The organism is Actinomadura sp. NEAU-AAG7, assembly GCF_018603865.1.
Taxonomy (GTDB): Bacteria; Actinomycetota; Actinomycetes; order Streptosporangiales; family Streptosporangiaceae; genus Spirillospora; species Spirillospora litoris.
The window spans coordinates 665,089-689,095 of record NZ_JAHFZY010000001.1 but is presented as its reverse complement, the minus strand read 5'-3'; the positions used below and the strand labels follow the sequence as shown (position 1 = coordinate 689,095).

Below are 24,007 nucleotides of genomic sequence, written 5' to 3'. Positions count from 1 at the left end.
ACCCCGAAGCTTGCCAGCCCCGGAGGTCACCGACCAGCCGCATCAAGCTTCACGCGACCGCGTCGGGCGCGCAGGAGCCTTTCGGCGACGAGGAAACCCGAGCCGCCGCCGAGACCGGGGCCGGGGTGCGTGGAGGCGCCGATGTGCCACAGGCCCGGTACGCCGGTCGCGTGGCCGGTGCCCGACGACAGGGGCCGCCAGAGGACGTACTGGTCGATCCGGCAATCGCCGCCGTAGGGGTCGCCGCCGACCAGGTTGACGTTCATCTCCTCCAGTTCGGCGGGCCCCAGCACCAGACGGTCGGCGAGGGCGGAGTCCAGGTTGGTGATGTGGGGACGCAGGAGGCCGAGAATCCTGTCGGCGTAGGCGTCGCGGAGCCGCGGGGTCCAGGTGCCGTCGCCGGGGTCGATGACGCCGGCCGCGTCACCGCGGACCTGCCGGGGCAGTTCCTGAAGTTGGAGCCACAGCAGGCCCTTGCCCTCGGGGACGCGTCCGGGGTCGACGGTGGCGGGCTGGCCGACGGCGATCGTCGGCCGTTCGGGCAGCAGGCCGCGCCAGGCGGCGTTCACCGATGCCGACAGCGAGTCCAGGTCGTCCAGGACGTGCACGAGGGCGACGTCCTCCAGAGCCGGGTCCTTCCATCGGGGCGGCTCGTCGAGGGCCAGATGGATCTGCATGGCGGCACGGCCGTGCCGGAAGGCCCGGGCCGCCTGGAGGCGATCCGCAGGAGCGCGACCATCCAGGAGGTCTTCGTAGAGGGCGCGCGGGGTGACGGAGGCGAGGACGGCGCGGCGGGCGCGCAGTGCGCGTCCGTCCGCGAGCCGCACACCGGCGGCGCGGCCTTGCTCCACGAGAATCCGGGTGACATCGGCACCGGTGAGGAGCTCACCGCCGGCGTCGGTGACGATTCCGGCCAGCGCCTCGACGAGGCGGACGCCGCCGCCCTCGGGGACGGGCATGCCGCCGGTGGTGACGGCCGCGGCGATGACCTTGATGATGAAGGCCGAGGCGGCGTCGTCGGGGCCGAGGCCGCCGTGCAGGGCCCAGGGGGCCAGCATCGCGCGGGTGACGGGCGAGGAGAACGTCCGCTCCAGCCACGGCCGCGCCGGTTCCAGGACCTCCGCGCCGGACGCGACCAGGCCCCGGCGGCCCAGCCGCCGCAGCGCCCGCCAGCCGAGCCGGAGCGCCCCCGGACGCCAGAAATCGGTGCCGAGCAGGCCGAACGCCAGGTCGATCTTGCCGCCGAACTCGGTCATCATCGCCGACCAGTTCTCCGCGTCACCGACGGAGGCCAGGGCGGCGGCGAGCGCGTCGGGGTCGGTCGCGAGGACGGCCGCCCCATCGCGGCATGCGACGCCGGTGGGCCGGGAGGTGTTGCGGTAGACGACGCCCCGGCGGGCCAGTTCGCCGGCGAGGGCGGCGTAGGCGGGACCCCCGACGAACAGGGGATGCCAGCTGGACAGCAGTTCCACGGTGTAGCCCGGGAAGACCTCCCGGCTGGTGTGGACGGCGCCGCCGGGCCGGTCCTCGCGCTCGCACACCGCGACCCGCCACCCGCCGCGCGCGAGCCGCGCGGCGGCGACGAGGGCGTTGATACCGCTACCGATGACGACGGCGTCGAAGACTTCCGCGGACGGGACGCCGCCGCTCGGCGCCATGGGTGTCTCTTCCATAGACGACAGGTACCCAGAACACCGAGCGCCCCCACGGCCCCCCGGCGACGCCCGGGGCGGGAGGGCGCCGAGCCGCCCTCCCACCCAGGACTCGACCTGCGGCACGGAGGCTCGCTCTGCACGCCGGTGGCCTGGACGGCGAAGCCCGCGAGATCCGCGCGTCAGCCGGCCCGATCCGCCCCGACTTCTTCTTCACCACGCTGCGCGCGATGGCGAGCATCGCCTTGGTCGACCGCGATGCCGCCAAGGAGATCTACGCGACACTGCTTCCGCATCGCGACGGCCCCCGGCCGGCGCCGCGAGCCTGGCGTTGGCACTGCGCCCGGTCGCCCACACCCTCGGTGAACTGGCCGTCTTCCTCGGCCGCGCCGACGAGGCCGCCGCCCACCTCACCCAAGCCGCCACCATCGCCGACCGCTGGAACGCACCCCACTGGGCCGCCGAGGCACGGTCCCGAGCGACCACCTGAACCGTGGATGGGGGTTCGGCGAACCGGACCACCGCAGCCGCCGACCGCTCTGGGCGGCAAGGAATGCCAACCCTGTTAACGGTGAGGCAACGAGGCCGCGGCTGGAATGGGGCCGCCCCAGGCGCTGCGAGCTTTGAGGAGCCTGCCATGTCCCTGCCCCACACGCCGTCCCACGACCTTGACCGCCGCGCGGTCCTGCGCCGCGCCGGTCTCACCGCGGCCGCCGCGTTTGTTCCCTTCCTGGACATTCCGTCGACCCGAGCGGCGGCGACCTCCGCCAAGGACCCGGACCGGCTCTTCAAGCACGGCCGGTTCGCCGAGGCCGAGCGCGCCTACCGGCTGCTGCTGCGCGGCGATCCGCGCAACGCCCACGCGAACGCGCAGCTCGGCTACATCGCGCTGCTGTCCAACCGCTTCCGGATGGCCGAACGCCACCTGTCCAGCGCCATCGACCTGAACCCGGGCGACACCGGCTCCCTGCGCAGGCTCGCCGACTGCTTCGTCCGCCAGGACCGGCATGCCCGTGCGGTCCCGCTGCTCAACGAGATCGGCACGCCGTCGACCAAGGCGTCCGCGACGCAGTACGGCCACCTCGGCGCCTCGCCCTACCGGATCTCCGGACCGGCCGGCACGCGCGTGCCGTTCCGGTTCCTCGACCCCGTGCCCGTGGTGGAGGCGTCGGTGAACGGTTCCCGGCCCCTGACGTTCATGGTCGACACCTACGCGACGCTCGACCTCGCACCGGAGACCGCGAAGGACCTGGGGCTGCGGGCGGTGGCCACCACCTCAGGCGTGGCGGGTAACAAGCCGGTGACCATCTACCTCGGCGTGCTGGACTCCTTCCGGATCGGCGACATCGAGGTCCGGAACCTGCCGGTCCAGTGGTCGCAGGGCGGCCAGAGGCCGACGCTGCCGGACGGTTCCACCGCGGCCGGCGCATTCGGCACGACCGTCCTCTACCACTTCCTGGCCACGATGGATTACGCGCGCCGTGCCCTCGTCCTGCGACGGCCCCGCCCCGCCCGCAGGTCGGACGGCCTGCCGCTGTGGCTCGCCGGGGACCACTTTCCCTGCTCGCTGGGCAGCCTGCGCGACGACGGCCCCCGGGTGGTGACCGTGGACACCGGCGGCATCGGCCACGGCCTGGACACGACGGTGGAGATCGCCGAATCCCTCGGCATCCCCGTCGACCGCGCGCACCCGGTCGGGTCGGTCAACGGGATCGACATCTACCCGATCCGGCCTGACCGCATCAGCCTCGGCCGCGCGGTCGGGCGCGACATCCTCGGCTTCGCCGCCGAGAAGGTGTTCCCCGGCCTGCCCGGCCCCGGCCTTTCCGCCGCGTTCGGCTTCGACGCGATCGCCAATTTCACGCACGACTTCTACAAGCCGTACGCGGTCACCTTCGACTACACGGCCATGCGCCTACGCATAGCTTCCCACCGCAGACGCGCCTAGGCCGAAAGGGCGTTGCCAGATGTTCCGGGGCGTGGCGGCGTCCGCTTCAGTGCTCATCCGCTCCTGGAGGACGAGGAGGACAGCGCGGTCTAGGTGAGTCGGTCCGTACCTCGCCCCCGCCGGACCTGGGGCCCGTGCCACGTCCACGGAGCTTTGTGCTCGTGAGCCCGGTGGTCATCCGGTCCAAGGAAACGGTCGTCAAGTGGTCTACTTCGCCGCGTCGCCGGGACCCTAGTTTCGGCGTCATGTCCAAACTCACGACTTTGATGTGCGAGCTTCCGCCCTTCATCCCGGCGGGCGCCGAGGCGATGACCGTGACGATCGAACTGCCGCCGGGCGATTCGGGGACGCCGCCGCACCGGCACTCGGGGCCGGTCTTCGGGTACATGCTCGAAGGGGAGATGGTCTTCGAGTTGGAGGGCGAACCCGAGCGCGTGATCCGCGCCGGTGAGGCGTTCTGGGAGCCGGGCGGCGACGTCATCCACTACCAGGCGGCCAACAATCTCAACGACGCGTGGACGCGTTTCGTCGTCGTCATGCTCGGCGTTCCCGGCGAGCCGATGCTCACCATCGTCGACCAGGACGAACTCGAAGCGCGCCGCGACCGCCGTGCGCCGCGTCCCGCCGCCGACCCGAGGGCCTGAGGACCGTGCACATCTTCCTGGCCGGCGCCACCGGGGTCCTCGGACGGCACATCCTCCCGCTCCTTCTCGACCAAGGCCATCAGGTCACCGCCCTGACCCGCGGCGACGACGGCGCGGCGGCGATTAGGTCCAGGGGCGCCTCCGCCGTGATCGGAGACGTCCATGACCGCCGGGAACTCGCCCGCATCGTCGGCGCGGCCGCACCCGACGTCGTGATGCACCAGCTCACCGACCTGAGCGGCGGCAGCAGCGACGCCAACGCCCGGATACGGACGATCGGCACCCGCAACCTGGTCGACGCGGCCCGCGCCGCGAAGGTCCGGCGGATCGTCGCGCAGAGCATCGCGTGGGCGTACGAGGGCGGCCCGGATCCTGCCGGTGAGGACGCCCCGCTCGACCTGACCGCGCCGGTTCCACGCAGGACGACCATCGAGGGCGTCGCGGCACTGGAGAGGGCGGTGAGCGAGCTGCCCGAGTGGGTGGTGCTGCGATACGGGCTCCTCTACGGGCCCGGCACCTGGTACACGCCGGGCGGGCTCATCGCCGACAAGGCGCATGCGGGCACGCTCGCGACTTCGGACGATGTCAGTAGTTTCGTCCACATCGGGGACGCCGCCACCGCCGCCGTCCAGGCGCTCGCCTGGCCGTCCGGCGCGACGGTCAACGTCGTCGACGACGAGCCCGCCGCCGCCCGGGACTGGGTGCCGGTCTTCTGCGAGGCCGTCGCGGCACCGCCGCCGCCGGACGGACCGTCGGCGCCCCGGGCCCCCTGGGCGCGCGGAGCCGACAACCATTACGCGCGCAAGCACCTCGGCTGGGTTCCGGCGCACCCGTCGTGGCGCACCGGGTTCTTCGCCGAGTAATCCAGCAGCATCTCGTGGTGTACGCCCGACTGGAGGTGGCCGATGGACATCACCCCGCTCTTCCTCGCCGGCGCCGGGATGGGGCTGACGGCCGGGGGCACCACCTGCGCCGCCGTGCAGTTCGGCCTGCTCACCGGCGCCATCCGGGACGGCGGCGGGCCGCGGCCGGTCGCGTCGTTCCTGACGGCCAAGCTGGCCTCGCACACGGTGCTCGGGGCGCTGCTCGGGCTGGCCGGCGGCGCGGTGCAGCCGGGGCCGCGGGTGCGGGGCGCGCTGCTGACGGCGGCGGCGCTGGTCCTCGCCCTGTTCGCGCTCGACCTGCTGGGCTTCGGCCCGGCCCGGCGCCTACCGCGCCGCCGGAGCGCCGCGGAGCCCGTCCCCGCGGAAGGTCGCGCGGGGCTCCCGGGCCACTGCGCGCCGTCCATGCGGCCGCAGACGAGGCGTCGGCGGCCCTGGGCGCTGGGGGCGGCGACCGTGCTGGTGCCGTGCGGGCTGACCCTGTCGGCGGAGCTGCTCGCGGTCACGTCGCGCTCCGCGCTCGGCGGCGCGGTGGTGATGGGCGCCTTCGTGCTCGGCACTGCGCCGCTGTTCGGCCTCGCCGGCCTGGCCGCCGGGCGCGTCCTCGCGGTGCTGCGCGGGCGGCTCGCGGCGCTGCCCGCACTCGTGCTCGTCGTGGCCGCCGGATGGACGCTGCTGTCGGGGCTGCGGCTCGGCGGCCGGCTCCCCTCCGGCGGCGGGACGGCCTCGGCGGCCGACTCGGCGCGGTTCGTGCGGACCGACGCGTCCGGCACGCAGGTCGTCACCGTCTGGGCTCTCGACCAGGGCTACCGGCCCGCGCTCGCCACGGCGCGCGCGGGCGTCCCGACCGTCCTGGTGCTGCGCACGCACGGTACGCGGGGGCACACACGGGCGTTCACCATCCCCGGACGCGGGAAGGACGTGATCCTCCCGGAGAACGGAGACACCCGGATCGACCTCGGCACCCCGGGGCCAGGCCGGATGCGGTTCGTGTGCGCGTCCGGCCACTTCCCCGGGGCGATCACCTTCCGGTAGCCGGCCGGGGATGCGGCGAGGGTCATGAGGGCTCCGTGGATGTCGTCGCGGATCCCCAGCGGATGCGCAGCCGGTCGAACCGGTGCGGCAGGGCGATCGCCGCTCGACGACGTAGCGCTGCGCGGCCGGATGCCCTCGGCGCGGACGAGGCGGCGGTGTTCGCCGTGGTCCTAGCCGCGTTCGTCCGGCAGGCAGCCCGGTCTCCGGCAGAGCCGTCCGCCCCGGCCAGCCGCGGTCGACCGGGCTCGGCCCGGTTCCGGGCCGCCCTTGAGCGCCCGGACGTGCGAGCTGTCGATCATCGCCTGGTCCAGGCCGGCCCCTCGGCGGCGTGCAATTCCTCCAGCAGCAGCCGGTGCAAGGCGTCCCACGTCCCAGCCTGGTGCCACTCGGCCTGCACATCGTTCCCGCCCGCGAACCCCGGTCCCTGCGGCAGGAACTCCCAGCGGCTCCCGGTGTGCGGCACGAACAAGATCCCGCAGAGCACCTGGCGGTCGTCCAGCCGCTTGCGCTACGGCGCTCCTCCTCGGCAGCAACGGCTCGACCCGTTCCCACGGGCTGTCGGCCCTCACCATAAATCGCGTCGTATGCGCATTCTGATATGGCCTTTTTAGCCCGTCACAGCGTCGACCAGCTCGGCCAGCGCCTCCAGAGCACGCTTCCAGGTGTGCGGAGGAGGCGTGGCGAAGCCGAGGATGAGCCCGGCCGGCCGTTCGCCGGCCGGCTTATGCCAGTAGCCCTCGGTGTGCAAGCCGTGCAGGTGGAGTCCGGCATAGCGGCCGGTGTCCACCAGCCGTCCCTCCTCTTCGGCCGACCCGACCGGCATGAGGGCGTGCAGGCCCGCGGCCACTCCGTCCAGCGGTGCCGCGAGCCGCTCCGCCAGTTCGGTGCGCCGCCGCCGGTAGACCAGCCGGGCCCGCCGTATGTGCCGGTCGTAGTCGCCGCGTTCCACCAGGTCGGCGAACGCGAGCTGGTGGAACGCGGGCACCGCGGTACCGGTCTCCGCCACGGCCGCCAGCACGGCCTCGCGCAGCGTCGGCGGCACGACCAGCCAGCCGAGGCGCATCCCCGGGGACAGCGACTTGCTGGCGCTTCCCGCGTAGACGACCCGGTCGGGGGCCAGCGCCTGCACCGCCCCGACCGGCTGCCGGTCGTAGCGGAACTCACCGTCGTAGTCGTCCTCGACCAGGAAGCCGTCCCGCCGCCGCGCCCACGCGACGAACCCCGCCCGGACGACCGGCGCCAGCACCACCCCGCGGGGGTACTGGTGCGCGGGCGTGAGCAGCGCCGCCCCCACATGCTCCGTCAACCCGGCGGGGTCCGCACCGTCCGCGCCGACGCTCAGCGGCACGACGTCCATCCCGGCCGCGCGCAGCAGCCACCGATGCTGCGGAAGCCCGGGATCCTCCGTGGCCACGCAGCGTACGCCCAGGCTCCGCAGCGCCCGCCCCACCAGCGCCAGCCCGTTCGCGAACCCCGCCGTCACCACCACTGATTCGGCGTCGGCCGCCACGCCACGGGTGCGTGCGACGTAGCGGGCGATCGTCGATCTCAGCACCGGCAGCCCGGCAGGCTCCCCGTAGTCCCATGCCGCCGGCTCGGCCGACGCCGCCGCCCGCCGCACCGCCGAGGCCCACATCGCCCGCGGGAACGAACTGAGATCCGGTCGTCCCGGCTGGAGGTCGAACTCGGGATCCGGCCGCGACACCCGCGGCTCGGTTCGCGGTCCGGCGTCCGCCACCTGGATATCGGCCACCCACGTGCCCGAGCCCGGCTCCCCCGTCAGCCATCCTTCCGCGATCAGCTGGCCGTAGACCTGGACGACCGTCCCCCGGGACACGCCGAGATCGACCGCCAGGCTCCGGCTCCCCGGCAGCCGGGCACCGGCCGGAAGCCTCCCGGAGCGGACCGCCTCGCGCAGCGCGATCTCGATGGCCCGTCCCGCCCCGGCGCCGCGCGGCACGTCAAGGTGCAGATCAAGCCCGACCCCACGCTCGTCCATCACACCCTGTGATACCTGTCCGGCGCCGGGAGCGCTACGACCGGTCTGCAAGTTGCCGGTACCAGCGGGTCGCGGGTGCCCGCAGAGCCGAGAGGGTCTCCAGGAAGCACTGGTGGGTGTGTTGGGCGGGCCGATCGGCCGGGAGCAGGTCGGGGTCGCGGAGGACGAACTTGCGGTAGTCGTCGGCGATCTCGTCGAGCTTCCAGCACCGCGCCGCCCGTTCGGCGCCCGCTGCGCGGAACAGGTCGTATCGTGCGCTCGGCTCGGACGCCAGGACCCGTTCCGCCTCGGGCTCCCGCGCGTAGTCGCCGAAGACGTCGAGCACGACCGACTTCGCTTGCACCGCCGCCCTTCCCCCTCCCTGCCCTGTGCCACTCAGCGCCGGAGCGCCACCGTGCCCATCTTGGTCAGCGGTAGGTTATCGACCACGAGAAACACCTCCGGCAGCGTGAAACGCCGATCAGTGCGGAGCGGATCTTCGATCGTCGTCGCCCCGGATCCCTCTCCACTACCCAAGAAGAAGCGCCTGACCGTCGAGCAGGCCAAGGCGGTGCGCATGCGCCCTCAAATCCACGAGCCTCGGCGCCGACCCCCATCTGCCCCTGGTCGACCCCATCCCAACCCCGTGGGGTCTGCCAGCAGACCAGCACCAGGGTCGCCATCGAGGACGGCGCCAAGCACTGGCAACCGCGGGCCTACGGCAGCCCGGAATGGCAAAAGATCTACGGACGTCTCCGCAACACCGTCGAAGGCATGAACGGCTACGCCAAGGCCGACGCCCACGAAGGCATCGAACACGGCCTCGCCGCGCAGAGCCTCCTACCGGCCTTCCAACCGGCCCACGCCAACGAGCGCAAGATCAACGCCTGGCTCGCCACGCTCCCCGGCCCTGACGACGGCCCCACCGCCGGGCACATCACCCCGCCCGCAGCCTGAAGACTCAAGGACTGGGGCGCCCTCGTACCTGGCTGACCCATCGGTCCCCGCGATCGCAGGGGACCGGCCTCCGTAACGACAAAGACCCCGAGGCTTGCCAGCTTCGGGGTCGTTTCGTCACTGTGGGGCTACGACTTTCGTCTGTGCCCCCGAGTGGGCGAGGAGGGATTTGAACCCTCACATCCTTTCGGACACACGGACCTGAACCGTGCGCGTCTGCCGTTCCGCCACCCGCCCGTGGGTGTCGGCCCGTCTCCGGGCGCTCGAAAAGGCTAGCACGCGCTGAGCAGTGGTTAGGTATCCAGATACGTCGAGCGAACCTTCGCACCGATACGATCGTCTACCAGTGGGGAAGGGAGGTGCCCGTGGGCGTCATTCAGCGCTTCGAGCGACGGCTTGAGGGCATGGTCGAAGGGGCCTTCGCCCGTGCCTTCAAGTCGGAGCTCCAGCCGGTCGAGGTGGCCAGCGCTGTGCAGCGCGAGATGGACGATCGGGCGGCGATCGTGGCGCAGGGCCGCACGCTGGTTCCGAACGACTTCGTCGTCGAGATCTCTCAGCAGGACGGGCAGCGGCTGCAGGTGTACGCCGACAGCCTGAGCCAGGAGCTGGCCAACCTCGCGCGCGAGTACGCGAAGGAGCAGGGGTACTCCTTCGTGGGCCCGGTGCGGGTGCGGTTCGAGAACGCCGGCGACCTCGCCACGGGCATGTTCCGCATCAGGTCCGGTGTCATCAGGGGCTCGACCGTCGAGGGCGGGGAGATCCGCCAGCCGGTGAGCGACGTGCCTCAGGGGGGCAGGGGGGGTGCCTTCGGGGGGCATCCGCGGCTGCTGGTGACGACGGCGGTGGAGGGCTCCGACACCACTCAGCGCACTTATGAGATCAACACTCCGGTCACCCTGCTGGGCCGCGGCACCGACTGCGACCTGCGCCTCGTTGATCCCGGCGTGTCCCGGCACCATGCCGAGATCCGCGTAGAAGGTCCCGAAATCGTGCTCGTGGATCTAGGGTCGACCAACGGCTCGTTCGTGAACGGGCAGCCGATCCGGCGGGTGACGCTGGTCGACGGCTCCCGCGTCACGATGGGTCGCACCACGCTTGTTTTCCGCCGCGACAGGGAGTAACCCCGACTCCGATGACCCCATTCACCCTCACGCTGATCAAGCTGGCGTTCCTCGCGGTGCTCTGGCTCTTCGTCATCGCGGCCGTCGGCGTGATCAGGGCCGACCTGTTCGGTTCGAAGGCGGCCGCGAAGGCGGCCTCGCGGGCGGCGCAGCCGCCCCGTCCGGCCAAGGCCGCGGCCAAACAGTCCAAGGCGCAGCGCGCGCCGCAGCGCAGTGGCGCCCAGCAGGGCTCCCCGACGAAACTGGTGGTCGTCCAGGGCGAGCGGGCGGGCACCGTCATCGATCTCACGGGAGTGCCCATCACCATCGGTCGGGCGAATGACGCCACGCTCGTTGTGACCGACGACTACGCTTCGAGCCGGCATGCCCGACTTTATGCGCAGGACGGTCAGTGGATCGTGGAAGATCTCGGCTCGACCAATGGCACATATCTCGGACGCACGAAGGTGAGCCGGCCGATGCCGGTGCCGCCCGGCGTCCCGGTCCGGATCGGCAAGACCGTGATCGAGCTGCGCAAATGACCCTGGGAATCCGCTACGCCGCGCGCTCTGACGTCGGCATGCTGCGCGAGGGCAACGAGGACTCCGCGTACGCGGGCGCCCATCTGCTCGCGGTGGCCGACGGCATGGGCGGGCACGTCGGCGGCGAGATCGCGAGCGCGGCGGCGATCGAGGCGCTGCGCGGGCTGGACAAGGACCTTCCCGCGACCGAGCTGCTGGCCGCGCTGGAGCACACGGTCAAGACGGCCAACGACAACCTGCACCGCATCGTCGAGTCCGACCCCGCGCTCCAGGGCATGGGGACGACGCTGACCGCGATGCTGTGGGCGGGCAACCAGGTCGCGCTGGTGCACATCGGGGACTCCCGCGCGTACCTGCTGCGGGACGGCAGCCTGTTCCAGATCACGCACGACCACACGCTGGTGCAGTCCCTGGTGGACGAGGGACGCATCAGCCCCGACGAGGCGGCCTCGCACCCCCAGCGCTCCCTGCTCCTGCGGGCGCTGGACGGGCGCGGCGAGGTCGATCCCGACCTGTCGCTGCGCGAGGCGAAGGTCGGCGACCGGTACCTGCTGTGCTCGGACGGCCTGTCGGGCGTCGTCACGGCGGAGACGATCTTCCAGGTGCTGACCGACGTCGCGGACCCGGAGCAGGCCGTCCGGCAGCTCATCGACCTGGCGAACCGGGGCGGCGGCCCCGACAACATCACCTGCGTGGTCGCGGACGTCGTCGACCTCGGCCGGCAGCCGCCGACGGGCGGCCCCGGGCACGCCGTGGGGGCGGCGGCGAACGCGGGGCCACCGCCCGGCGGCGGTCCCGGCGCGGGCCCGGCCGACACCCCCGCCGGACGCGCGGCGCAGCTGCGCGACACGATGCCGCAGCCGCCCGTGGCCGTGGACGAGATGCCCCCGCCCGCGCCGATGCCGATGGGCGAGCCGATGGCGGGCCCCCCGCAGCAGCCGGCGACGCAGCACGCGCCGGGGCGTGCCAGGCGCGGCGGCGCGCGCAAGTGGACGTGGCTGGTGGTCGTCGCGGGCGTGGTGGTCGTGGCGGTGGCGGCGGGCGGCGTCTATCTGGTGCAGACCGTCCGGAACGGCTACTACATAGGGGAAGAGGGCGGCAAGGTCGTCCTGTTCCGGGGGTCGACGGACGAGTTCCCGCTGATCGACCTGTCCCGCAAGGCCGCCGCCAAGGACCAGCCGAACCCGCCGATCCCCGTCGCCGACCTGCCGCAGAACCTCCAGCAGCAGGTGAAGGGCACCTACTCGGTGAAAGGGCCGGCGGCTCTGAACGAGTTGAAGAACAGCGTGTGCAAGTACGTTCTCACCGCGGACGGCGGCAAGGTCGCCGTCGCGAAGGGCAAGGGGCAGCGCGACTGCCCGCAGGACAAGCCGAAGGCCACCGACATCGCGATCGACGACCTGCCGGACCCGGACCGCGACGCCGTCAACAAGGGCACCCTCGCCTTCGTCGGCCAGGCGGCCGCCGACGCGAAGGTGAACGAGCTGCGCTCCCACGTGGACGAGTGCAAGGCGCCCAGCCCGCGAGTGCAGGGCTGTCCGAGCGGCAAGGGCCCTAGATGAGTTCGATCGGGGCGCAGATCCGCGCGCATCTGCCGTACCAGCGACGCAACGCGGCCTCGTTCGCGCTGCTGATCTTCGCGATGGTGCTGACGCTGTCGGCGTTCGCGGAGGTCGGGCTCGCCCGGGACGGCTACATCCCGAAGGGCCTGTTCCTCTACGGCGGCGGCCTGGTGGTGCTGGCGTTCGGCGCCTACTTCGTCCAGGCCAAGTTCGCGCCGTACGCCGACCCGCTGCTGCTGCCGCTGTCGGTCGCGCTGAACGGCATCGGGCTGGCGATGATCTACCGTCTCGACCTCGACACCAGCGAGGACCACAGGGTCGCGGCCGCCGCGGGCAAGAAGCTGCTCAAGGACGCGGCCGACGCGCCCGGCCAGCTCATGTGGACCTTCGTCGGGATCGGGCTGTTCGTCACCGCCATCGTGATCATGCGCGACACCGACAAGCCCGACGCGCCGCTGTCGTTCACGCCGAAGACCGCGCAGCGCTACACCTACCTGATCGGCCTCGGCGCGATCATCCTGCTGCTGCTGCCGATCGTCCCCGGCATCGGCGCGGAGATCAACGGCGCGCGGGTGTGGATCGCCCTCGGCCCGTTCTCGGTGCAGCCGGGCGAGTTCGCCAAGCTGCTGCTGGTCGTGTTCTTCGCGGGCTACCTGGTCAACAAGCGGCAGGCGATGTCGCTGATCGGGAAGAAGATCGGCCCGTTCAGCCTGCCGCGCGCCCGCGACCTGGGCCCGATCCTGGTGATCTGGTTCTTCTGCCTGGGCGTGCTGTTCATGCAGAAGGACCTCGGCACCGCGCTGCTGTTCTTCGGCCTGTTCGTGTCGATGCTCTACATCGCCACGCAGCGGCTGTCGTGGGTCATGATCGGCATGGGCCTGCTGGCGGTGGGCGTGTTCGTCGCGACGCTGCTGCCGTTCATGGGCCACGTCAACCAGCGCATCGACATCTGGCAGAACCCGAAGCCCTACTTCGACGGCGGCTGCCTGCTGGAGAGCGGCAAGGTCGTCCCGGTCAACCCCGACACCGACATCTTCAAGAAGTACAAGGCCAAGGGCAGCGTGTCGCCGGGCTTCAGCGCGTGCGCGGAGCTCGGCGGCGAGTACTCCGACAGCGCGCAGCTCATGAAGGGCCTGTTCGCGCTCGGCCAGGGCGGGGTGCTCGGCACCGGCCTCGGCCAGGGCGAGCCGTGGCGGACGCCGCTGTCCTTCAGCGACTTCATCTTCGACTCGCTGGGCGAGGAGCTCGGCCTGACGGGGTTGATGGTGCTGCTGCTGGTGTACGCGCTGATCGTGCAGAGAGGGATGAAGACCGCCGTCGCCGCGCGAGATCCGTTCCTGAAACTGTTCGCCGGGGGCGTCTCGTTCGTCCTCGGCCTCCAGGTGTTCGTGATCGTCGGCGGTGTCACCCGGCTGATCCCGCTCACGGGTCTGACGACGCCGTTCCTGTCCCAGGGCGGTTCGTCGCTGATGGCCAACTGGATCCTGATCGCGATCCTGGTCCGGATGAGCCACGACGCGCGCAAGCCCGCCCCCCAGGCGATCCAGGACGAGGGCATGACCCAGATCGTGAGCACGAGGTGATCTCGCCCAGATGAACATGGACAAGCCGATCCGGCGGGTGGCGATCTTCGGGTTGCTGCTGTTCTTCGGGTTGATGGCGCAGGTGAACTACGTCCAGGGGAGTCAGGCGGACAACCTGCGCACCGACGCGCGCAACAGCCGCCAGTACTCCGACCTGTTCAACTCGCCGCGCGGAACGATCTCGGCGGGCGGCGAGGTGCTGGTGTCCTCGACGGAGACGCACAAGGACAACCCGAAGTACGGGCGGAGCTACAAGGACGGCCCGGTCTTCGCGCCGGTCACGGGGTACTTCAACGGCAACGCCACGCAGGTGGAGCGGGCCTACAACTCGCTGCTCGGCGGCAAGGACAAGCGGATCACGCAGCAGCGCTGGTTCGACACCTTCATCGGGAAGAAGGCCGAGGGCGCGAACCTCGAACTGACGATCAACCCGCGGGCGCAGCGGGTGGCCTACGAGAAGCTCAAGGGGCAGACGCAGGAGGGCCGCCGGGGCGGCGCCGTGGTGATCGACGTCAGGACGGGCGCGGTGCAGGTCGCGGCGTCGTGGCCGTCGTTCGACCCGAACGAGATCGCGCCCCAGACGGGCGACAAGGGCGTCAAGCGGCTGAACGAGCTCGACGGCGCGACCGGGGTCATCAAGCCGCTGGTCGACAACGCCCTCAGCCAGACGTTCCCGCCGGGCTCCTCGTTCAAGGCCGTGACGTCTGCGGTCGGCATGCAGGACCTGAACGTCAACAGCTCGACGACGGTGAACACCGGGCAGCTCATCCTGCCGGAGTCGGGCCGTCCGCTGCCGAACTCCCACGACAGCGGGAGCTGCGCGGGGTCGGCGCCGCTGAAGGGCGCGTTCGCCGAGTCGTGCAACACCTCGTTCGCGAAGATGGCGCTCGACCTCGGCATCCAGCAGCTGCACGACGGGGCCGAGAAGTTCGGCTTCGGGAAGCGCGTGAACCTGGAGCCCGACTTCCCCGCCGCCAAGAGCGAGGTGCCGGTGTCGGTGCAGGACGCGAGCGGCAAGACGATCCCGACCGGCAAGGACGGGACGGCGCGCTCGGGCATCGGCCAGGAGAACGTGCGCGCGACGCCGCTGCAGATGGCGATGGTCGCGGCGGCGATCGCGAACAAGGGCAAGATCATGAACCCGTACGTGGTGCAGAAGGCGCGGGCGAAGGACCAGAGCGAGCTGTACAACGCCTCCCCGAAGCTCTTCGGGCAGGCCATGACCGGCGACCAGGCCTCCCAGCTTGAGGACATGATGCGCGCGGTGGTCTCCGAGGGCACCGCGAAGAACCTGCAGAGCGCCAACATCGCCGGTAAGACCGGTACCGCCGAGCAGGGCCAGGGGATCCCGAACTCGCGGTGGTTCGTCGGGTTCGGCCCGTTCGACAACCCGCGCTACGCCTTCGCGGTGATCACCGAGGGCCCCGGCGACGGCGCCACCAACGCCGGGCCGGTCGCCGCGGCGATCATGGCCCAGGTGCTGAAGAAGTGAGCGCGGACCTCGTCCTGAACCACCGGTACCGGCTGCTGGAGCGGCTGGCCGTCGGCGGGATGGGCGAGGTCTGGCGGGCCTCGGACGCCTCGCTCGGGCGGCAGGTGGCGGTGAAGCTGCTGCGGCTGGAGCTGGTGTCGGACGCGACGGCGCTGCGCCGGTTCGAGTCGGAGGCGGAGTTCGCCGCCGGGCTGCGGCATCGCGGCATCGCACGGGTGTTCGACTTCGGCGAGCAGGACGGCCGGATGTACCTGGTGATGGAGCTGGTGCCGGGCGAGCCGCTGGACGAGATCCTCGTGCGCGACGGCGGGCTCCCGCTGGAGGCCGTCCTCGACCTGCTGGTGCAGGCGGGACGGGCGCTGACGGTGGCGCACGAGGCGGGCATCGTGCACCGCGACGTCAAGCCGGCGAACCTGATGATCTCGCCGGACGGCACCCTGAAGATCACCGACTTCGGGATCGCGCGGCGGCTTGAGGCGGCGTCGCAGACGGCGACCGGCATGGTGATGGGGACGGCGCACTACATCTCGCCGGAGCAGGCGTCGGGGCAGCCGATCAGCCCGGCCGCCGACCTGTACTCGCTGGGCGTGGTGGCCTACGAGTGCCTGACCGGCATGCCGCCCTTCGACGGCCGGACGCCGGTCGAGATCGCGCTGAAACACGTCAAGGACGAGCCGCCCGAGCTGCCCGCGCACGTCCCGGCGAAGGCGCGGGCGCTGGTCGCGGCGCTGCTGGCGAAGGCGCCGCGGGACCGTCCGGCGGACGCGAACGCCGTGGCCGACTGGGCCCTGGAGGTCCGGGCGTCGCTCAGCACCGGGCGGTCGGCGCGTCCAGGGGAGAAGCCCGGGGTCACCTCGGTGGCGCCGACGGTGGGGGTGACCACCGCGGCACGACCGGACGACACCGGCCAGACGTCCGTTTTGTCGGGATTTGACGCAGGGGCAGGGGCGGATAACCTCACCAAGGGGATAGATAACCCAGGCCAGAAGGCAAGGGCCGCGGGCGGGCGACGGCGCCTGACCTACGCCTCGGTCGCGGCCGGGCTGCTGCTCGTCGGCTGCCTGGTCATCGGCTCGCTCTGGAAGGGTCTCGCCTTCGCCGGGTCGGGCGAGGAGCGGGACGCGCCCCAGAACCCGGCCACGGGCCCGGCGGGCGGAGAGGCCCAGGAGGACCCGGTCGCGACACCCAGCACACCGTCCGCGCATCAGGATGGTGGCCCGGCACCGACTGTCACGAGGCGGCACGGTACGCGTAGGATCCGTCCGTCAACGCCGGGGGCGGGCAGTGCGTCCCCCGAACACAAGCGAACGAGGAAACCGCCCCGGGCGACTCCCAGCGCCCCAGACCCGACACCGACACCGACGGGCAGCACCACGACTCCGTCAACTCCGAGCCCGGATCCCTCGCCCACGCCGGGCGGGGAGCTAGGTTCGGAGGACAAGGTGTAGACGTACGAGGGAAAGTGCACATATGAGTCAACCTCGGCTGCTCGGCGGCCGCTACGAGCTCGACACGGTGATCGGGCGTGGCGGCATGGCCGAGGTCTACCGTGCCCGAGATCTGCGTCTCGATCGCGTGGTCGCGGTCAAGACCCTGCGCTCAGACCTGGCCCGTGACCCCACGTTCCAGGCCCGGTTCCGCCGCGAGGCCCAGTCGGCCGCGTCGCTGAACCACCCCTCGGTCATCGCCGTGTACGACACCGGCGAGGACATGATCGGCGACACCTCCATCCCCTACATCGTCATGGAGTACGTGGACGGCAGCACGCTGCGCGACCTGCTGCGGGAGAACCGCGCGCTGCTGCCCGACAAGGCTCTGGAGATCACCGACGGGATCCTGCGGGCGCTGGACTACAGCCACCGCGGCGGGATCGTGCACCGCGACATCAAGCCGGCCAACGTGATGATGACCCGGGCCCACGAGGTCAAGGTCATGGACTTCGGCATCGCGCGCGCGATGGCCGACTCGGCGGCGACGATGACGCAGACCGCCCAGGTGATCGGCACCGCGCAGTACCTGTCGCCCGAGCAGGCGCGCGGCGAGCGGGTCGACGCCCGCAGCGACATCTACTCCACCGGCTGCGTCCTGTACGAACTGCTCACCGGCAAGCCCCCGTTCACCGGCGACTCCCCGGTCGCGATCGCCTACCAGCACGTCCGGGAGGAGCCGGTTCCGCCGTCCCAGGTGGACCCGGAGATCCCGCAGTGGGCCGACGCGATCGTGCTGAAGGCGATGGCGAAGGACGCGGCGCACCGCTACCAGAACGCGACGGAGTTCCGGCAGGAGATCCAGCGCGTGCTCCAGGGGCAGCCGGTGTCCTCGACCGCCGCGTCCACGATGCTGATGGGCGCGCAGCCGGGCGGCACGCAGGTGATGGGCGGCTACCACGGCGGCCCGCCGCAGCACACGCAGGTGCAGCGGCCGGTCGGCGACGGCTACGACCTGCCGCCCGTCCGCTACGACGAGAACGGCCCCGAGCGGGGCGGCGGCGGGAAGAAGGCCGCGATCTGGATCGCGCTCGCCGTGGTGTTCATCGGCGGCGCCGCCGCGATCGGGTTCCTGATGTCGGGCGGCAAGGGCGACGACGAGAAGAAGGTCGCGGTGCCGCAGAGCATCGTGGACGTCCCGCGCAAGCAGGCGGAGGCGGAGCTGACCAAGCTCGGCCTGAAGCTGGGCGATCCGACGACCGACTACAACAACGACATCCGCAGGGGCAACGTCGTCACCGCCGACCCCAAGCCCGGCAGCAACGTGGCCGAGGGCTCGACGGTGACGCTGACGATCTCCAAGGGCAAGCGCCCGCCCGCCGAGGTCGACGTGCCCGACGTGACCGGCAAGCCGTACTCGGTGGCGAAGAACATGCTGGAGGAGCGCGGCTTCGACGTCGAGAAGCGGGTGGAGAACAGCGACACGGTCCCGCGGCTCAGCGTGATCCGCACCGACCCGTCCGGCGGCGGCAAGGCGCCGAAGAACTCGACCGTCCGGGTGTTCGTGTCGAACGGGCCGAACAACCTGAAGGTGCCGACGCTGACCAACAGCAGCCAGCGGGCGGCCTGCGCCAAGCTGGAGAGCCTCGGCCTCCAGTGCAAGGTGGAGAAGGGCTTCGCGCCGCCCGACAAGCCGGTGGCGCCGGGCTTCGTCTACGACCAGTCGCCGGGGCCGGACGCGACGGTCGCGCCGGGCGACACCGTCACGATCTACGTGGCGCAGAAGCCGTCGCCGACGCCGACGATCGGGCCGTCCGGGCCGACCTTCCCCACCTTCCCTGACGGCGACGGAGGCTGACCCGGGAACGACGAAAGGGCCCCGACCCCCTGGCAGGGGGTCGGGGCCCTTGTCGTGGACGTCCCGTCGTCGGCGCCACGCCGACGCGGTAGCCGCTAAGCGGCCGGGGCCGGGCATGAGAGAGGGCTTCCGCCACTCGGGGGCAATGGCGGAAGCCCTCAATATGGTCTTCGGACGTACTTGCCTGGACGTTACGACTTTTAACGGAAATTTTCCGCGCGCGGCGGCGCAGCGCCGGGCAGAATCGCCCCGGTACGGCGAACACGCAGGTCACACGGGGGACGCGCACATGCCGAGCCAGTTGGCCAGCAGATGGTGCCCGTGCTCCGACAGCACCGACTCGGGATGGAACTGGACGCCCTCGACCGGCAGGTCGCGGTGCCGCAGGCCCATGACGACGCCGTCCGGGGTGGCGGCGGTGACCTCCAGGACGTCGCGGGGCACCGTCCCGGGCTCGACGGCGAGCGAGTGGTAGCGGGTCGCGGGGAAGGGGACCGGCAGGTCGCGGAACACCCCGGCGCCGTCGTGCTCGATCGGGCTCGTGTACCCGTGGACGACCTGCGGCGCCCGCGCCACGGTGGCGCCGTGCACGTGGGCGATCACCTGGTGGCCGAGGCAGACGCCGAGCAGCGGCACCGCGCGGCGCTCGGCGTCGGCGACGAGGTCGAGGCACACCTCCGCGTCGGCCGGATGCCCGGGGCCGGGGCTCAGCAGCACGCCGCCGGCGGACGCGGCGTCCCGCACGGTGACGTCCGCGCGGTCCTTGACGACGCAGTCGGCGCCGAGTTCCCGCAGGTACTGGACGATGTTGTAGACGAAGCTGTCGTGGTTGTCGACGACGAGGACCCGCACGGCGTCACCCCCCTGGCACCGCCGGGCCGGACGACCCGGTCGGCTCACCGTGCACGACGCCGTGGTCGAAGTGGACCTTCGGCTCCATCCACGGGAACACGACGTACCAGAGCACGAGGGCGACAACGATCGCGACCGCGGCCGCGATTCCGCTCTTGGCCTGCCAGGTCCCCGGCAGGTGGCGCCAGATCCAGGCGTACATGACACCCTCTACTTTCCGGTCGAGGCGGCGCGGGGCAGCTCGGAGACCATCGTGCCGAAGATGATCATCCGCTCGGCGGCGGAGTACTTCGGGTGGCAGGTGGTCAGCGTGATCCGCTTTTCGGTCGGCCGCTTCTTCGGGTGGCCCGGGACGGGCGCGGTCACCTCGACGGCCGACGGCTTGACGATCTCGCGGCCGGTGACCCGGTAGGTGAACTGCCGGTCGCGGGTGTCGATGAGGATCTTGTCGCCGGCGCGGAGTTCGCCGAGCCGGTTGAAGGGGGCGGAGTAGGTCGTCCGGTGGCCGGAGACGACGAAGTTGCCGATCTCGCCCGGCATCGCGCTGCCGGGGTAGTGGCCGGGACCCTTGCGCAGGTCGGCGGGGTCGACGCCCTCGATGATCACGTAGTGGTAGCCGTCGCCGAACCGCGGGATGCGGATCATGGCGAGGCCCCTGCCGAGCCGCACCTTCTCGGTGGTGACCTTCGGCGCCTTCCAGGTGTCCAGCAGCTCGCGGCCGAGGCGGTCCTGCTGGGCCCGGGTGTACTGGCCCGTCCCCCACAGCTCGTAGGTCACGAACAGCATCAGGATCAGCCCGGCGGTGATGCACAGCTCGCCCAGGCCGCGGATGACCATCCGCACCGCGCGTCCCCCCTCCGTCGACGATTCCGCCCGCTCCCCCGCGCTAGGGACCGCCGTCGTCCTCGGGCACCGCGGCGTGGTTCATGGTGACGTTCGCGGTGTAGGCGGGCAGGGCGGCGCGGTCCAGGGTGTGGACCGCGTACCCGAGCCCGTACGCCTGGACGTACTTGCGGTACGTCCCGATCACGGGGGAGGCGTCGAGCGCGGCCCGCAGCCGGTCCGGGTCCCCGACGGCGGTGATCCGGAACGGCGGCGAGTACACGACTCCCTGGAGGATCAGCGTATTGCCCACGCACCGCACCGCGCTCGTCGAGATCACCCGCTGGTCCATGATCTGCATCGCCCGCGCCCCGCCCGCCCAGAGCGCGTTCACGACGGCCTGGACGTCGCTCTGGTGGACGACGAGGTCGTCGGGACGGGCACCATGGGGCAGATCACCCGATCTGGGCAGCGGGGCGTCGTCCAGCGACACGCGGACGGCGGGCCCGGTGACCGCCGTGAACCCCGAGCGGGCGGCGAGCCGGTCGGCCTCGCCCTGCGCCTGCTTCACGCGCGCGTCGTGCCGGCCGGCCTCGCGGGAGATCGCGTCCACCTCGCGGCGCAGCCGGCGGTACTCCTCGCGCTCCCGGCGGGCACGGCGCTGATCTGCGGAGATGAGGTCGGTGATGCGGGTGCGGCCCTCGTCGCGCAGGCTCGTGCCGCGGGCCGTGCTCGCGCTCGCCGCGAACAGGGTTCCCGCGACAAGCGTGATAGCTGGGATGATGCTTCCCCAAGCCGAACGCCGTACGCTGCTCACCAGCGACTACGCTAACCGACAAAACACCCATGCGCGGTCCGGCGCTCCGGCCGCCGGACGCCCGAGGAGATCGATCCCACCGTGGCCAAGTCCAAAGTGCGCAAGAAGGCTGTTTACACGCCCCCGCAGAAGTCCAAGGCGCCCGAGGTCAGCCCCCGCTGGCTGGTCCCCACGATGGTCGGCCTCTGGCTGGTCGGCCTCGCCTGGATCGCGGTCTTCTACGTGACGGCGAGCACAAACACCGACGTCCCGTTCATGACCGATCTGCACAACTGGAACCTGGGGATCGGCTTCACCGCCATCATCCTCGGCGTGGTGCTCTCGACCCGCTGGCGCTGACCGCCCGCGCCGTCCCGCCAGGGTGACCGCGCCGGTGCCGCCCCGCTCCCATGGCCGCCGGTCCGCGTTACCCACATTGACGTCGAGCGAATCCACGAGAGTTATCCACAGACTGGGGATCTCCCACCCCGGCTATCCCCAGGTTTTCCACAGGCGCGGAGCCGAGCTCGGCCCGAAAGGCCCGGTATCGACCGCCACGGCCGGAAACGGCCGGGGCGGCGATCCCCGGAAGGCTACAGGGCCGAGCTCAGTTCCGCGGTCTTGACCAGCACGAGCGCCGTGAGCAGCGCCAGCACGACCAGCGGCGCCCCGATGTGCACCAGGCTCCGCCGCGCGGCGGGCGCGTAGGCCATCGCCGCGGCCAGCGCGCCGCCGGTGACCAGGCCGCCGATGTGCCCCTCCCAGGAGATGTCGGGCACCGAGAACGTGATCACCAGGTTGATGACCAGCAGGAACACGATGGGCCCGACCTGCCCGCCGAGCCGGCGGCCGATCACGAAGTAGGCCCCGAACAGGCCGAAGATCGCGCCGGACGCGCCGACCGCCGAGTTCCCCGGGTCGACCAGGTACAGCAGCACCGACCCGCCGAGCCCCGACAGCATGTACAGGGCCAGGTAGCGCCAGCGTCCGAGCACCTGCTCCAGCGCCGGGCCGATCGCCCACAGCGCCCACATGTTGAACACGATGTGGGCGATGCCGAACGACCCGCCGCGCTGGTGCAGGAACATCGAGGTGACCAGCCGGTACCACTCGCCCTCGGACACCCCGATGGTGTCGCCGTTGATCAGCGTCGCCTGGCCGATCATCATGTAGTCGGCGATGAACCGCCAGGACGACAGCTCGACCAGGTAGGCGAGCACGCACAGGCCGATCAGCGAGTACGTGACCACCGGCACCGCCGACGCCGCCCCCGGGACGCCCAGCGGCGTCACCGGCCGGGCTCGCCGCACCCCGCGGTTCCCGTCCGCCACGCACTCCACGCACTGGTGCCCGACCGCCGCGTCCCGCATGCACTCGGGGCAGATGTAGCGGTCGCACCGCGTGCAGCGGACGTAGGTCTCCCGCCCCGGATGCCGGTAGCAGGTCGGCACCGAGGTCTCGGGTTTGGGTTCTGTGCTCATGTGGGGGCTCCGTGGGGCCGGGACAGGGTCCTACCCTGTAGGACGATTAACGCCGCTCGATCGTCACCGTCTTGATGGCGACGTCGTCCTTCGGGCGGTTGCCGCCGCCGGTCGGGACCTGCCCGATGCGGTCGACGACGTCGGTGCCCTCGATCACCTTGCCGAAGATCGTGTGCCGTCCGGTGAGGTGCTGGGTCGCGGCGACGTTGGTGGTGATGAAGAACTGCGAGCCGTTGGTGCCAGGCCCGGCGTTCGCCATCGCCAGCAGGTAGGGCTTGTTGAACTTCAGGTCGGGGTGGAACTCGTCCTTGAACTCGTAGCCGGGGCCGCCGGTCCCGGTGCCGAGCGGGTCCCCGCCCTGGATCATGAACCCGTCGATGACCCGGTGGAAGATCGTCCCGTTGTAGAGCGGGTCCTCGGTCTTGCGACCCGTGCGCGGGTCGGTCCAGACGCGGGTGCCCTCCGCCAGTTCGGTGAAGTTCGCCACGGTCTCGGGCGCCTGCTCCGGGTAGAGCTGGATCACGATCTTGCCGAGCGTCGTGTCGAGCGTCGCGAAGATCTCGTTGGCCACGCTGGCCGCCTCCTCGTGAGAGTTGGATGGTCTGTCGATCCCGGACACGCATGAATTACTCACGCGAGGTAATCAATCAATCACTCTCGCGTGGTTTACCTTCCCGACGATGGGAAGGGTGCTGAACAGGACCTCGCAGAAAGGGAGGTTAGCGTGTCCCTAATGATCAGTACCCGCCGGAAGCCGCGGGAGCAAGTCCGCACGCGGCTGGGCCGGACGCAGGAGGCGGCCCGGCACGGCGCGGAGATCGCCCTGCGGCGGGCCTCCGTGACGGCCGACCGGATCAGACCGGTCGCCGCCGAACGCGTCCTCGTCGCCCGCGGCTGGGGCGCGCCCCGGATCAGGCGTGCGGCCCAGTACGTGGAGACGGGCCTCGCCCCGCGGGTGAGCTCGTTCCTGAGCGGCCTGGCCCACCGTGTCGAGCCGCCGGGCCGTGACCGGCCCCGGCGCGGCGCCGTCGTGGCGCTGGTGGGAGCCGTCGCCGCCGTCGGCGTGGCGGGCGCGGTGGTGACCCGCCGCAGCGTCACCGGCGGATCGGACGACGCGTCGGAGGAGGCCACCTCGGCCGACTCCATGACCGTCTCCGGCGCGGACGTCGACGAGCGCGCGTCCTCGCGGCGCTGACGCGACCCGTGGAGGGCCCGGCCGACCCGGCCGGGCCCTCCGCTGCGTCACGACAGGCCGGACTCCACCAGCCGGGCGATCACGTAGCCGATCGCCTGCTGGACGAACTGCTCGGCCAGCCACACCAGCGCGCGCCTCCACTCGCCGTCCTCGACCTCGCGCACGAGGATCTCCCCTTGGCCGTCGGCCATGACCGTGCCCC

At 71.6% G+C, this 24,007-nt stretch carries 27 protein-coding genes and 1 tRNA gene; 15 read left to right on the top strand and 13 right to left on the bottom strand.

The window, feature by feature from the left end; translation table 11 throughout:
* Positions 1-26 precede the first annotated feature (26 nt).
* Positions 27-1,673 carry an NAD(P)/FAD-dependent oxidoreductase gene (locus KLI87_RS03195; RefSeq protein WP_214615752.1) on the bottom strand — a complete coding sequence of 549 codons (1,647 nt, stop codon included), beginning with the start codon at positions 1,671-1,673 and terminating at the stop codon, positions 27-29.
* A 310-nt stretch (positions 1,674-1,983) separates the two neighbouring features.
* Between KLI87_RS03195 and KLI87_RS03190 the strand changes: the two genes are divergently transcribed.
* The 5 genes from KLI87_RS03190 to KLI87_RS03170 all read left to right on the top strand — a co-directional run bounded on the left by KLI87_RS03190 (position 1,984) and on the right by KLI87_RS03170 (position 6,160).
* Positions 1,984-2,142, top strand: a complete 159-nt coding sequence (locus KLI87_RS03190) for a hypothetical protein (RefSeq protein WP_214615751.1) — start codon at positions 1,984-1,986, stop codon at positions 2,140-2,142.
* 147 nt (positions 2,143-2,289) lie between these two features.
* Positions 2,290-3,600, top strand: coding sequence for a retropepsin-like aspartic protease (locus KLI87_RS03185; protein ID WP_214615750.1), 1,311 nt, complete (start codon positions 2,290-2,292; stop codon positions 3,598-3,600).
* Between the two features lie 245 nt (positions 3,601-3,845).
* The gene (locus KLI87_RS03180) at positions 3,846-4,244 is read left to right on the top strand and encodes a cupin domain-containing protein (RefSeq protein WP_214615749.1); all 399 of its coding nucleotides are present in this window, start codon (positions 3,846-3,848) and stop codon (positions 4,242-4,244) included.
* 5 nt (positions 4,245-4,249) lie between these two features.
* The gene (locus KLI87_RS03175) at positions 4,250-5,107 is read left to right on the top strand and encodes an NAD(P)-dependent oxidoreductase (RefSeq protein ID WP_214615748.1); all 858 of its coding nucleotides are present in this window, start codon (positions 4,250-4,252) and stop codon (positions 5,105-5,107) included.
* 42 nt (positions 5,108-5,149) lie between these two features.
* On the top strand, positions 5,150-6,160 hold the full coding sequence (locus KLI87_RS03170) for a sulfite exporter TauE/SafE family protein (RefSeq protein ID WP_214615747.1): 1,011 nt from the start codon (positions 5,150-5,152) through the stop codon (positions 6,158-6,160).
* A gap of 295 nt (positions 6,161-6,455) precedes the next feature.
* Here the strand turns inward: KLI87_RS03170 and KLI87_RS03165 are convergent, their stop codons facing one another.
* The 4 genes from KLI87_RS03165 to KLI87_RS03150 form a co-directional block, all read right to left on the bottom strand.
* A complete protein-coding gene (locus KLI87_RS03165) occupies positions 6,456-6,659 on the bottom strand; it encodes a transposase (protein ID WP_284734080.1) in 204 nt (67 codons plus the stop codon).
* A gap of 108 nt (positions 6,660-6,767) precedes the next feature.
* Positions 6,768-8,159 carry a PLP-dependent aminotransferase family protein gene (locus KLI87_RS03160; protein ID WP_214615745.1) on the bottom strand — a complete coding sequence of 464 codons (1,392 nt, stop codon included), beginning with the start codon at positions 8,157-8,159 and terminating at the stop codon, positions 6,768-6,770.
* A 34-nt stretch (positions 8,160-8,193) separates the two neighbouring features.
* Entirely contained in the window at positions 8,194-8,502 is a 309-nt protein-coding gene (locus KLI87_RS03155) for a hypothetical protein (RefSeq protein WP_214615744.1), read from the bottom strand.
* 32 nt (positions 8,503-8,534) lie between these two features.
* Positions 8,535-8,717 (bottom strand): hypothetical protein, encoded by a 183-nt coding sequence (locus tag KLI87_RS03150; RefSeq protein ID WP_214615743.1) that lies wholly within the window; start codon positions 8,715-8,717, stop codon positions 8,535-8,537.
* A 195-nt stretch (positions 8,718-8,912) separates the two neighbouring features.
* Here KLI87_RS03150 and KLI87_RS03145 point away from each other — a divergent pair, with 195 nt between their 5' ends.
* A complete protein-coding gene (locus KLI87_RS03145) occupies positions 8,913-9,095 on the top strand; it encodes a hypothetical protein (RefSeq protein WP_214615742.1) in 183 nt (60 codons plus the stop codon).
* A gap of 154 nt (positions 9,096-9,249) precedes the next feature.
* Here KLI87_RS03145 and KLI87_RS03140 read toward each other — a convergent pair.
* Positions 9,250-9,332: transfer RNA gene (locus KLI87_RS03140), tRNA-Leu, on the bottom strand.
* A 128-nt stretch (positions 9,333-9,460) separates the two neighbouring features.
* Between KLI87_RS03140 and KLI87_RS03135 the strand changes: the two genes are divergently transcribed.
* From KLI87_RS03135 to pknB, 7 genes are read left to right on the top strand one after another with little or no spacing between them, the layout of a single operon-like run.
* Positions 9,461-10,216, top strand: a complete 756-nt coding sequence (locus KLI87_RS03135; protein WP_067451055.1) for a DUF3662 and FHA domain-containing protein — start codon at positions 9,461-9,463, stop codon at positions 10,214-10,216.
* An 11-nt stretch (positions 10,217-10,227) separates the two neighbouring features.
* The gene (locus KLI87_RS03130; RefSeq protein ID WP_214615741.1) at positions 10,228-10,737 is read left to right on the top strand and encodes an FHA domain-containing protein; all 510 of its coding nucleotides are present in this window, start codon (positions 10,228-10,230) and stop codon (positions 10,735-10,737) included.
* Positions 10,734-12,299 carry a Stp1/IreP family PP2C-type Ser/Thr phosphatase gene (locus KLI87_RS03125; protein WP_156220388.1) on the top strand — a complete coding sequence of 522 codons (1,566 nt, stop codon included), beginning with the start codon at positions 10,734-10,736 and terminating at the stop codon, positions 12,297-12,299. The genes KLI87_RS03130 and KLI87_RS03125 overlap by 4 nt, the downstream gene beginning before the upstream one ends.
* Positions 12,296-13,882 carry an FtsW/RodA/SpoVE family cell cycle protein gene (locus tag KLI87_RS03120; RefSeq protein ID WP_156220389.1) on the top strand — a complete coding sequence of 529 codons (1,587 nt, stop codon included), beginning with the start codon at positions 12,296-12,298 and terminating at the stop codon, positions 13,880-13,882. Before KLI87_RS03125 ends, KLI87_RS03120 begins: the two co-directional genes overlap by 4 nt.
* Positions 13,883-13,892: 10 nt before the next feature.
* Positions 13,893-15,374 (top strand): penicillin-binding protein 2, encoded by a 1,482-nt coding sequence (locus KLI87_RS03115; RefSeq protein WP_156220390.1) that lies wholly within the window; start codon positions 13,893-13,895, stop codon positions 15,372-15,374.
* Positions 15,371-16,822 (top strand): serine/threonine-protein kinase, encoded by a 1,452-nt coding sequence (locus KLI87_RS03110; RefSeq protein WP_214615740.1) that lies wholly within the window; start codon positions 15,371-15,373, stop codon positions 16,820-16,822. Before KLI87_RS03115 ends, KLI87_RS03110 begins: the two co-directional genes overlap by 4 nt.
* Positions 16,823-16,844: 22 nt before the next feature.
* Positions 16,845-18,659, top strand: a complete 1,815-nt coding sequence (gene pknB / locus KLI87_RS03105; protein WP_156220391.1) for a Stk1 family PASTA domain-containing Ser/Thr kinase — start codon at positions 16,845-16,847, stop codon at positions 18,657-18,659.
* Between the two features lie 270 nt (positions 18,660-18,929).
* On the opposite strand, the gene KLI87_RS03100 is transcribed toward pknB, so the two are convergent.
* From KLI87_RS03100 to KLI87_RS03085, 4 genes are read right to left on the bottom strand one after another with little or no spacing between them, the layout of a single operon-like run.
* Positions 18,930-19,511, bottom strand: a complete 582-nt coding sequence (locus KLI87_RS03100) for an aminodeoxychorismate/anthranilate synthase component II (RefSeq protein WP_173390939.1) — start codon at positions 19,509-19,511, stop codon at positions 18,930-18,932.
* A gap of 4 nt (positions 19,512-19,515) precedes the next feature.
* Entirely contained in the window at positions 19,516-19,713 is a 198-nt protein-coding gene (locus KLI87_RS03095) for a hypothetical protein (RefSeq protein ID WP_156220393.1), read from the bottom strand.
* 8 nt (positions 19,714-19,721) lie between these two features.
* Entirely contained in the window at positions 19,722-20,348 is a 627-nt protein-coding gene (locus KLI87_RS03090; RefSeq protein ID WP_156220448.1) for a class E sortase, read from the bottom strand.
* Between the two features lie 49 nt (positions 20,349-20,397).
* Positions 20,398-21,150 (bottom strand): DUF881 domain-containing protein, encoded by a 753-nt coding sequence (locus KLI87_RS03085; protein ID WP_214615739.1) that lies wholly within the window; start codon positions 21,148-21,150, stop codon positions 20,398-20,400.
* A gap of 81 nt (positions 21,151-21,231) precedes the next feature.
* Here KLI87_RS03085 and KLI87_RS03080 point away from each other — a divergent pair, with 81 nt between their 5' ends.
* Positions 21,232-21,489 carry a cell division protein CrgA gene (locus tag KLI87_RS03080; protein WP_214615738.1) on the top strand — a complete coding sequence of 86 codons (258 nt, stop codon included), beginning with the start codon at positions 21,232-21,234 and terminating at the stop codon, positions 21,487-21,489.
* Positions 21,490-21,722: 233 nt separating this feature from the next.
* Here the strand turns inward: KLI87_RS03080 and KLI87_RS03075 are convergent, their stop codons facing one another.
* Together KLI87_RS03075 and KLI87_RS03070 are read right to left on the bottom strand one after the other, a co-directional pair.
* Positions 21,723-22,610 carry a rhomboid family intramembrane serine protease gene (locus tag KLI87_RS03075; RefSeq protein ID WP_156220395.1) on the bottom strand — a complete coding sequence of 296 codons (888 nt, stop codon included), beginning with the start codon at positions 22,608-22,610 and terminating at the stop codon, positions 21,723-21,725.
* 46 nt (positions 22,611-22,656) lie between these two features.
* Positions 22,657-23,181 carry a peptidylprolyl isomerase gene (locus tag KLI87_RS03070; protein ID WP_214615737.1) on the bottom strand — a complete coding sequence of 175 codons (525 nt, stop codon included), beginning with the start codon at positions 23,179-23,181 and terminating at the stop codon, positions 22,657-22,659.
* 162 nt (positions 23,182-23,343) lie between these two features.
* Here KLI87_RS03070 and KLI87_RS03065 point away from each other — a divergent pair, with 162 nt between their 5' ends.
* Positions 23,344-23,805 (top strand): hypothetical protein, encoded by a 462-nt coding sequence (locus KLI87_RS03065; protein ID WP_214615736.1) that lies wholly within the window; start codon positions 23,344-23,346, stop codon positions 23,803-23,805.
* 47 nt (positions 23,806-23,852) lie between these two features.
* Here the strand turns inward: KLI87_RS03065 and KLI87_RS03060 are convergent, their stop codons facing one another.
* A complete protein-coding gene (locus KLI87_RS03060) occupies positions 23,853-23,996 on the bottom strand; it encodes a hypothetical protein (RefSeq protein WP_156220397.1) in 144 nt (47 codons plus the stop codon).
* Between the last annotated feature and the right edge of the window lie 11 nt (positions 23,997-24,007).

Excerpts from the sequence above, each read along its gene's own strand:
- KLI87_RS03170 (WP_214615747.1), top strand. The coding sequence starts at position 5,150 with ATGGACATCACCCCGCTCTTCCTCGCCGGCGCCGGGATGGGGCTGACG.
- pknB (WP_156220391.1), top strand. The coding sequence starts at position 16,845 with ATGAGTCAACCTCGGCTGCTCGGCGGCCGCTACGAGCTCGACACGGTG.
- KLI87_RS03180 (WP_214615749.1), top strand. The coding sequence starts at position 3,846 with ATGTCCAAACTCACGACTTTGATGTGCGAGCTTCCGCCCTTCATCCCG.
- KLI87_RS03065 (WP_214615736.1), top strand. The coding sequence starts at position 23,344 with ATGATCAGTACCCGCCGGAAGCCGCGGGAGCAAGTCCGCACGCGGCTG.
- KLI87_RS03115 (WP_156220390.1), top strand. The coding sequence starts at position 13,893 with ATGAACATGGACAAGCCGATCCGGCGGGTGGCGATCTTCGGGTTGCTG.
- KLI87_RS03145 (WP_214615742.1), top strand. The coding sequence starts at position 8,913 with ATGAACGGCTACGCCAAGGCCGACGCCCACGAAGGCATCGAACACGGC.
- KLI87_RS03075 (WP_156220395.1), bottom strand. The coding sequence starts at position 22,610 with ATGAGCACAGAACCCAAACCCGAGACCTCGGTGCCGACCTGCTACCGG.
- KLI87_RS03195 (WP_214615752.1), bottom strand. The coding sequence starts at position 1,673 with ATGGAAGAGACACCCATGGCGCCGAGCGGCGGCGTCCCGTCCGCGGAA.
- KLI87_RS03150 (WP_214615743.1), bottom strand. The coding sequence starts at position 8,717 with ATGCGCACCGCCTTGGCCTGCTCGACGGTCAGGCGCTTCTTCTTGGGT.
- KLI87_RS03130 (WP_214615741.1), top strand. The coding sequence starts at position 10,228 with ATGACCCCATTCACCCTCACGCTGATCAAGCTGGCGTTCCTCGCGGTG.
- KLI87_RS03160 (WP_214615745.1), bottom strand. The coding sequence starts at position 8,159 with ATGGACGAGCGTGGGGTCGGGCTTGATCTGCACCTTGACGTGCCGCGC.
- KLI87_RS03095 (WP_156220393.1), bottom strand. The coding sequence starts at position 19,713 with ATGTACGCCTGGATCTGGCGCCACCTGCCGGGGACCTGGCAGGCCAAG.
- KLI87_RS03125 (WP_156220388.1), top strand. The coding sequence starts at position 10,734 with ATGACCCTGGGAATCCGCTACGCCGCGCGCTCTGACGTCGGCATGCTG.
- KLI87_RS03185 (WP_214615750.1), top strand. The coding sequence starts at position 2,290 with ATGTCCCTGCCCCACACGCCGTCCCACGACCTTGACCGCCGCGCGGTC.
- KLI87_RS03090 (WP_156220448.1), bottom strand. The coding sequence starts at position 20,348 with ATGGTCATCCGCGGCCTGGGCGAGCTGTGCATCACCGCCGGGCTGATC.
- KLI87_RS03120 (WP_156220389.1), top strand. The coding sequence starts at position 12,296 with ATGAGTTCGATCGGGGCGCAGATCCGCGCGCATCTGCCGTACCAGCGA.
- KLI87_RS03060 (WP_156220397.1), bottom strand. The coding sequence starts at position 23,996 with ATGGCCGACGGCCAAGGGGAGATCCTCGTGCGCGAGGTCGAGGACGGC.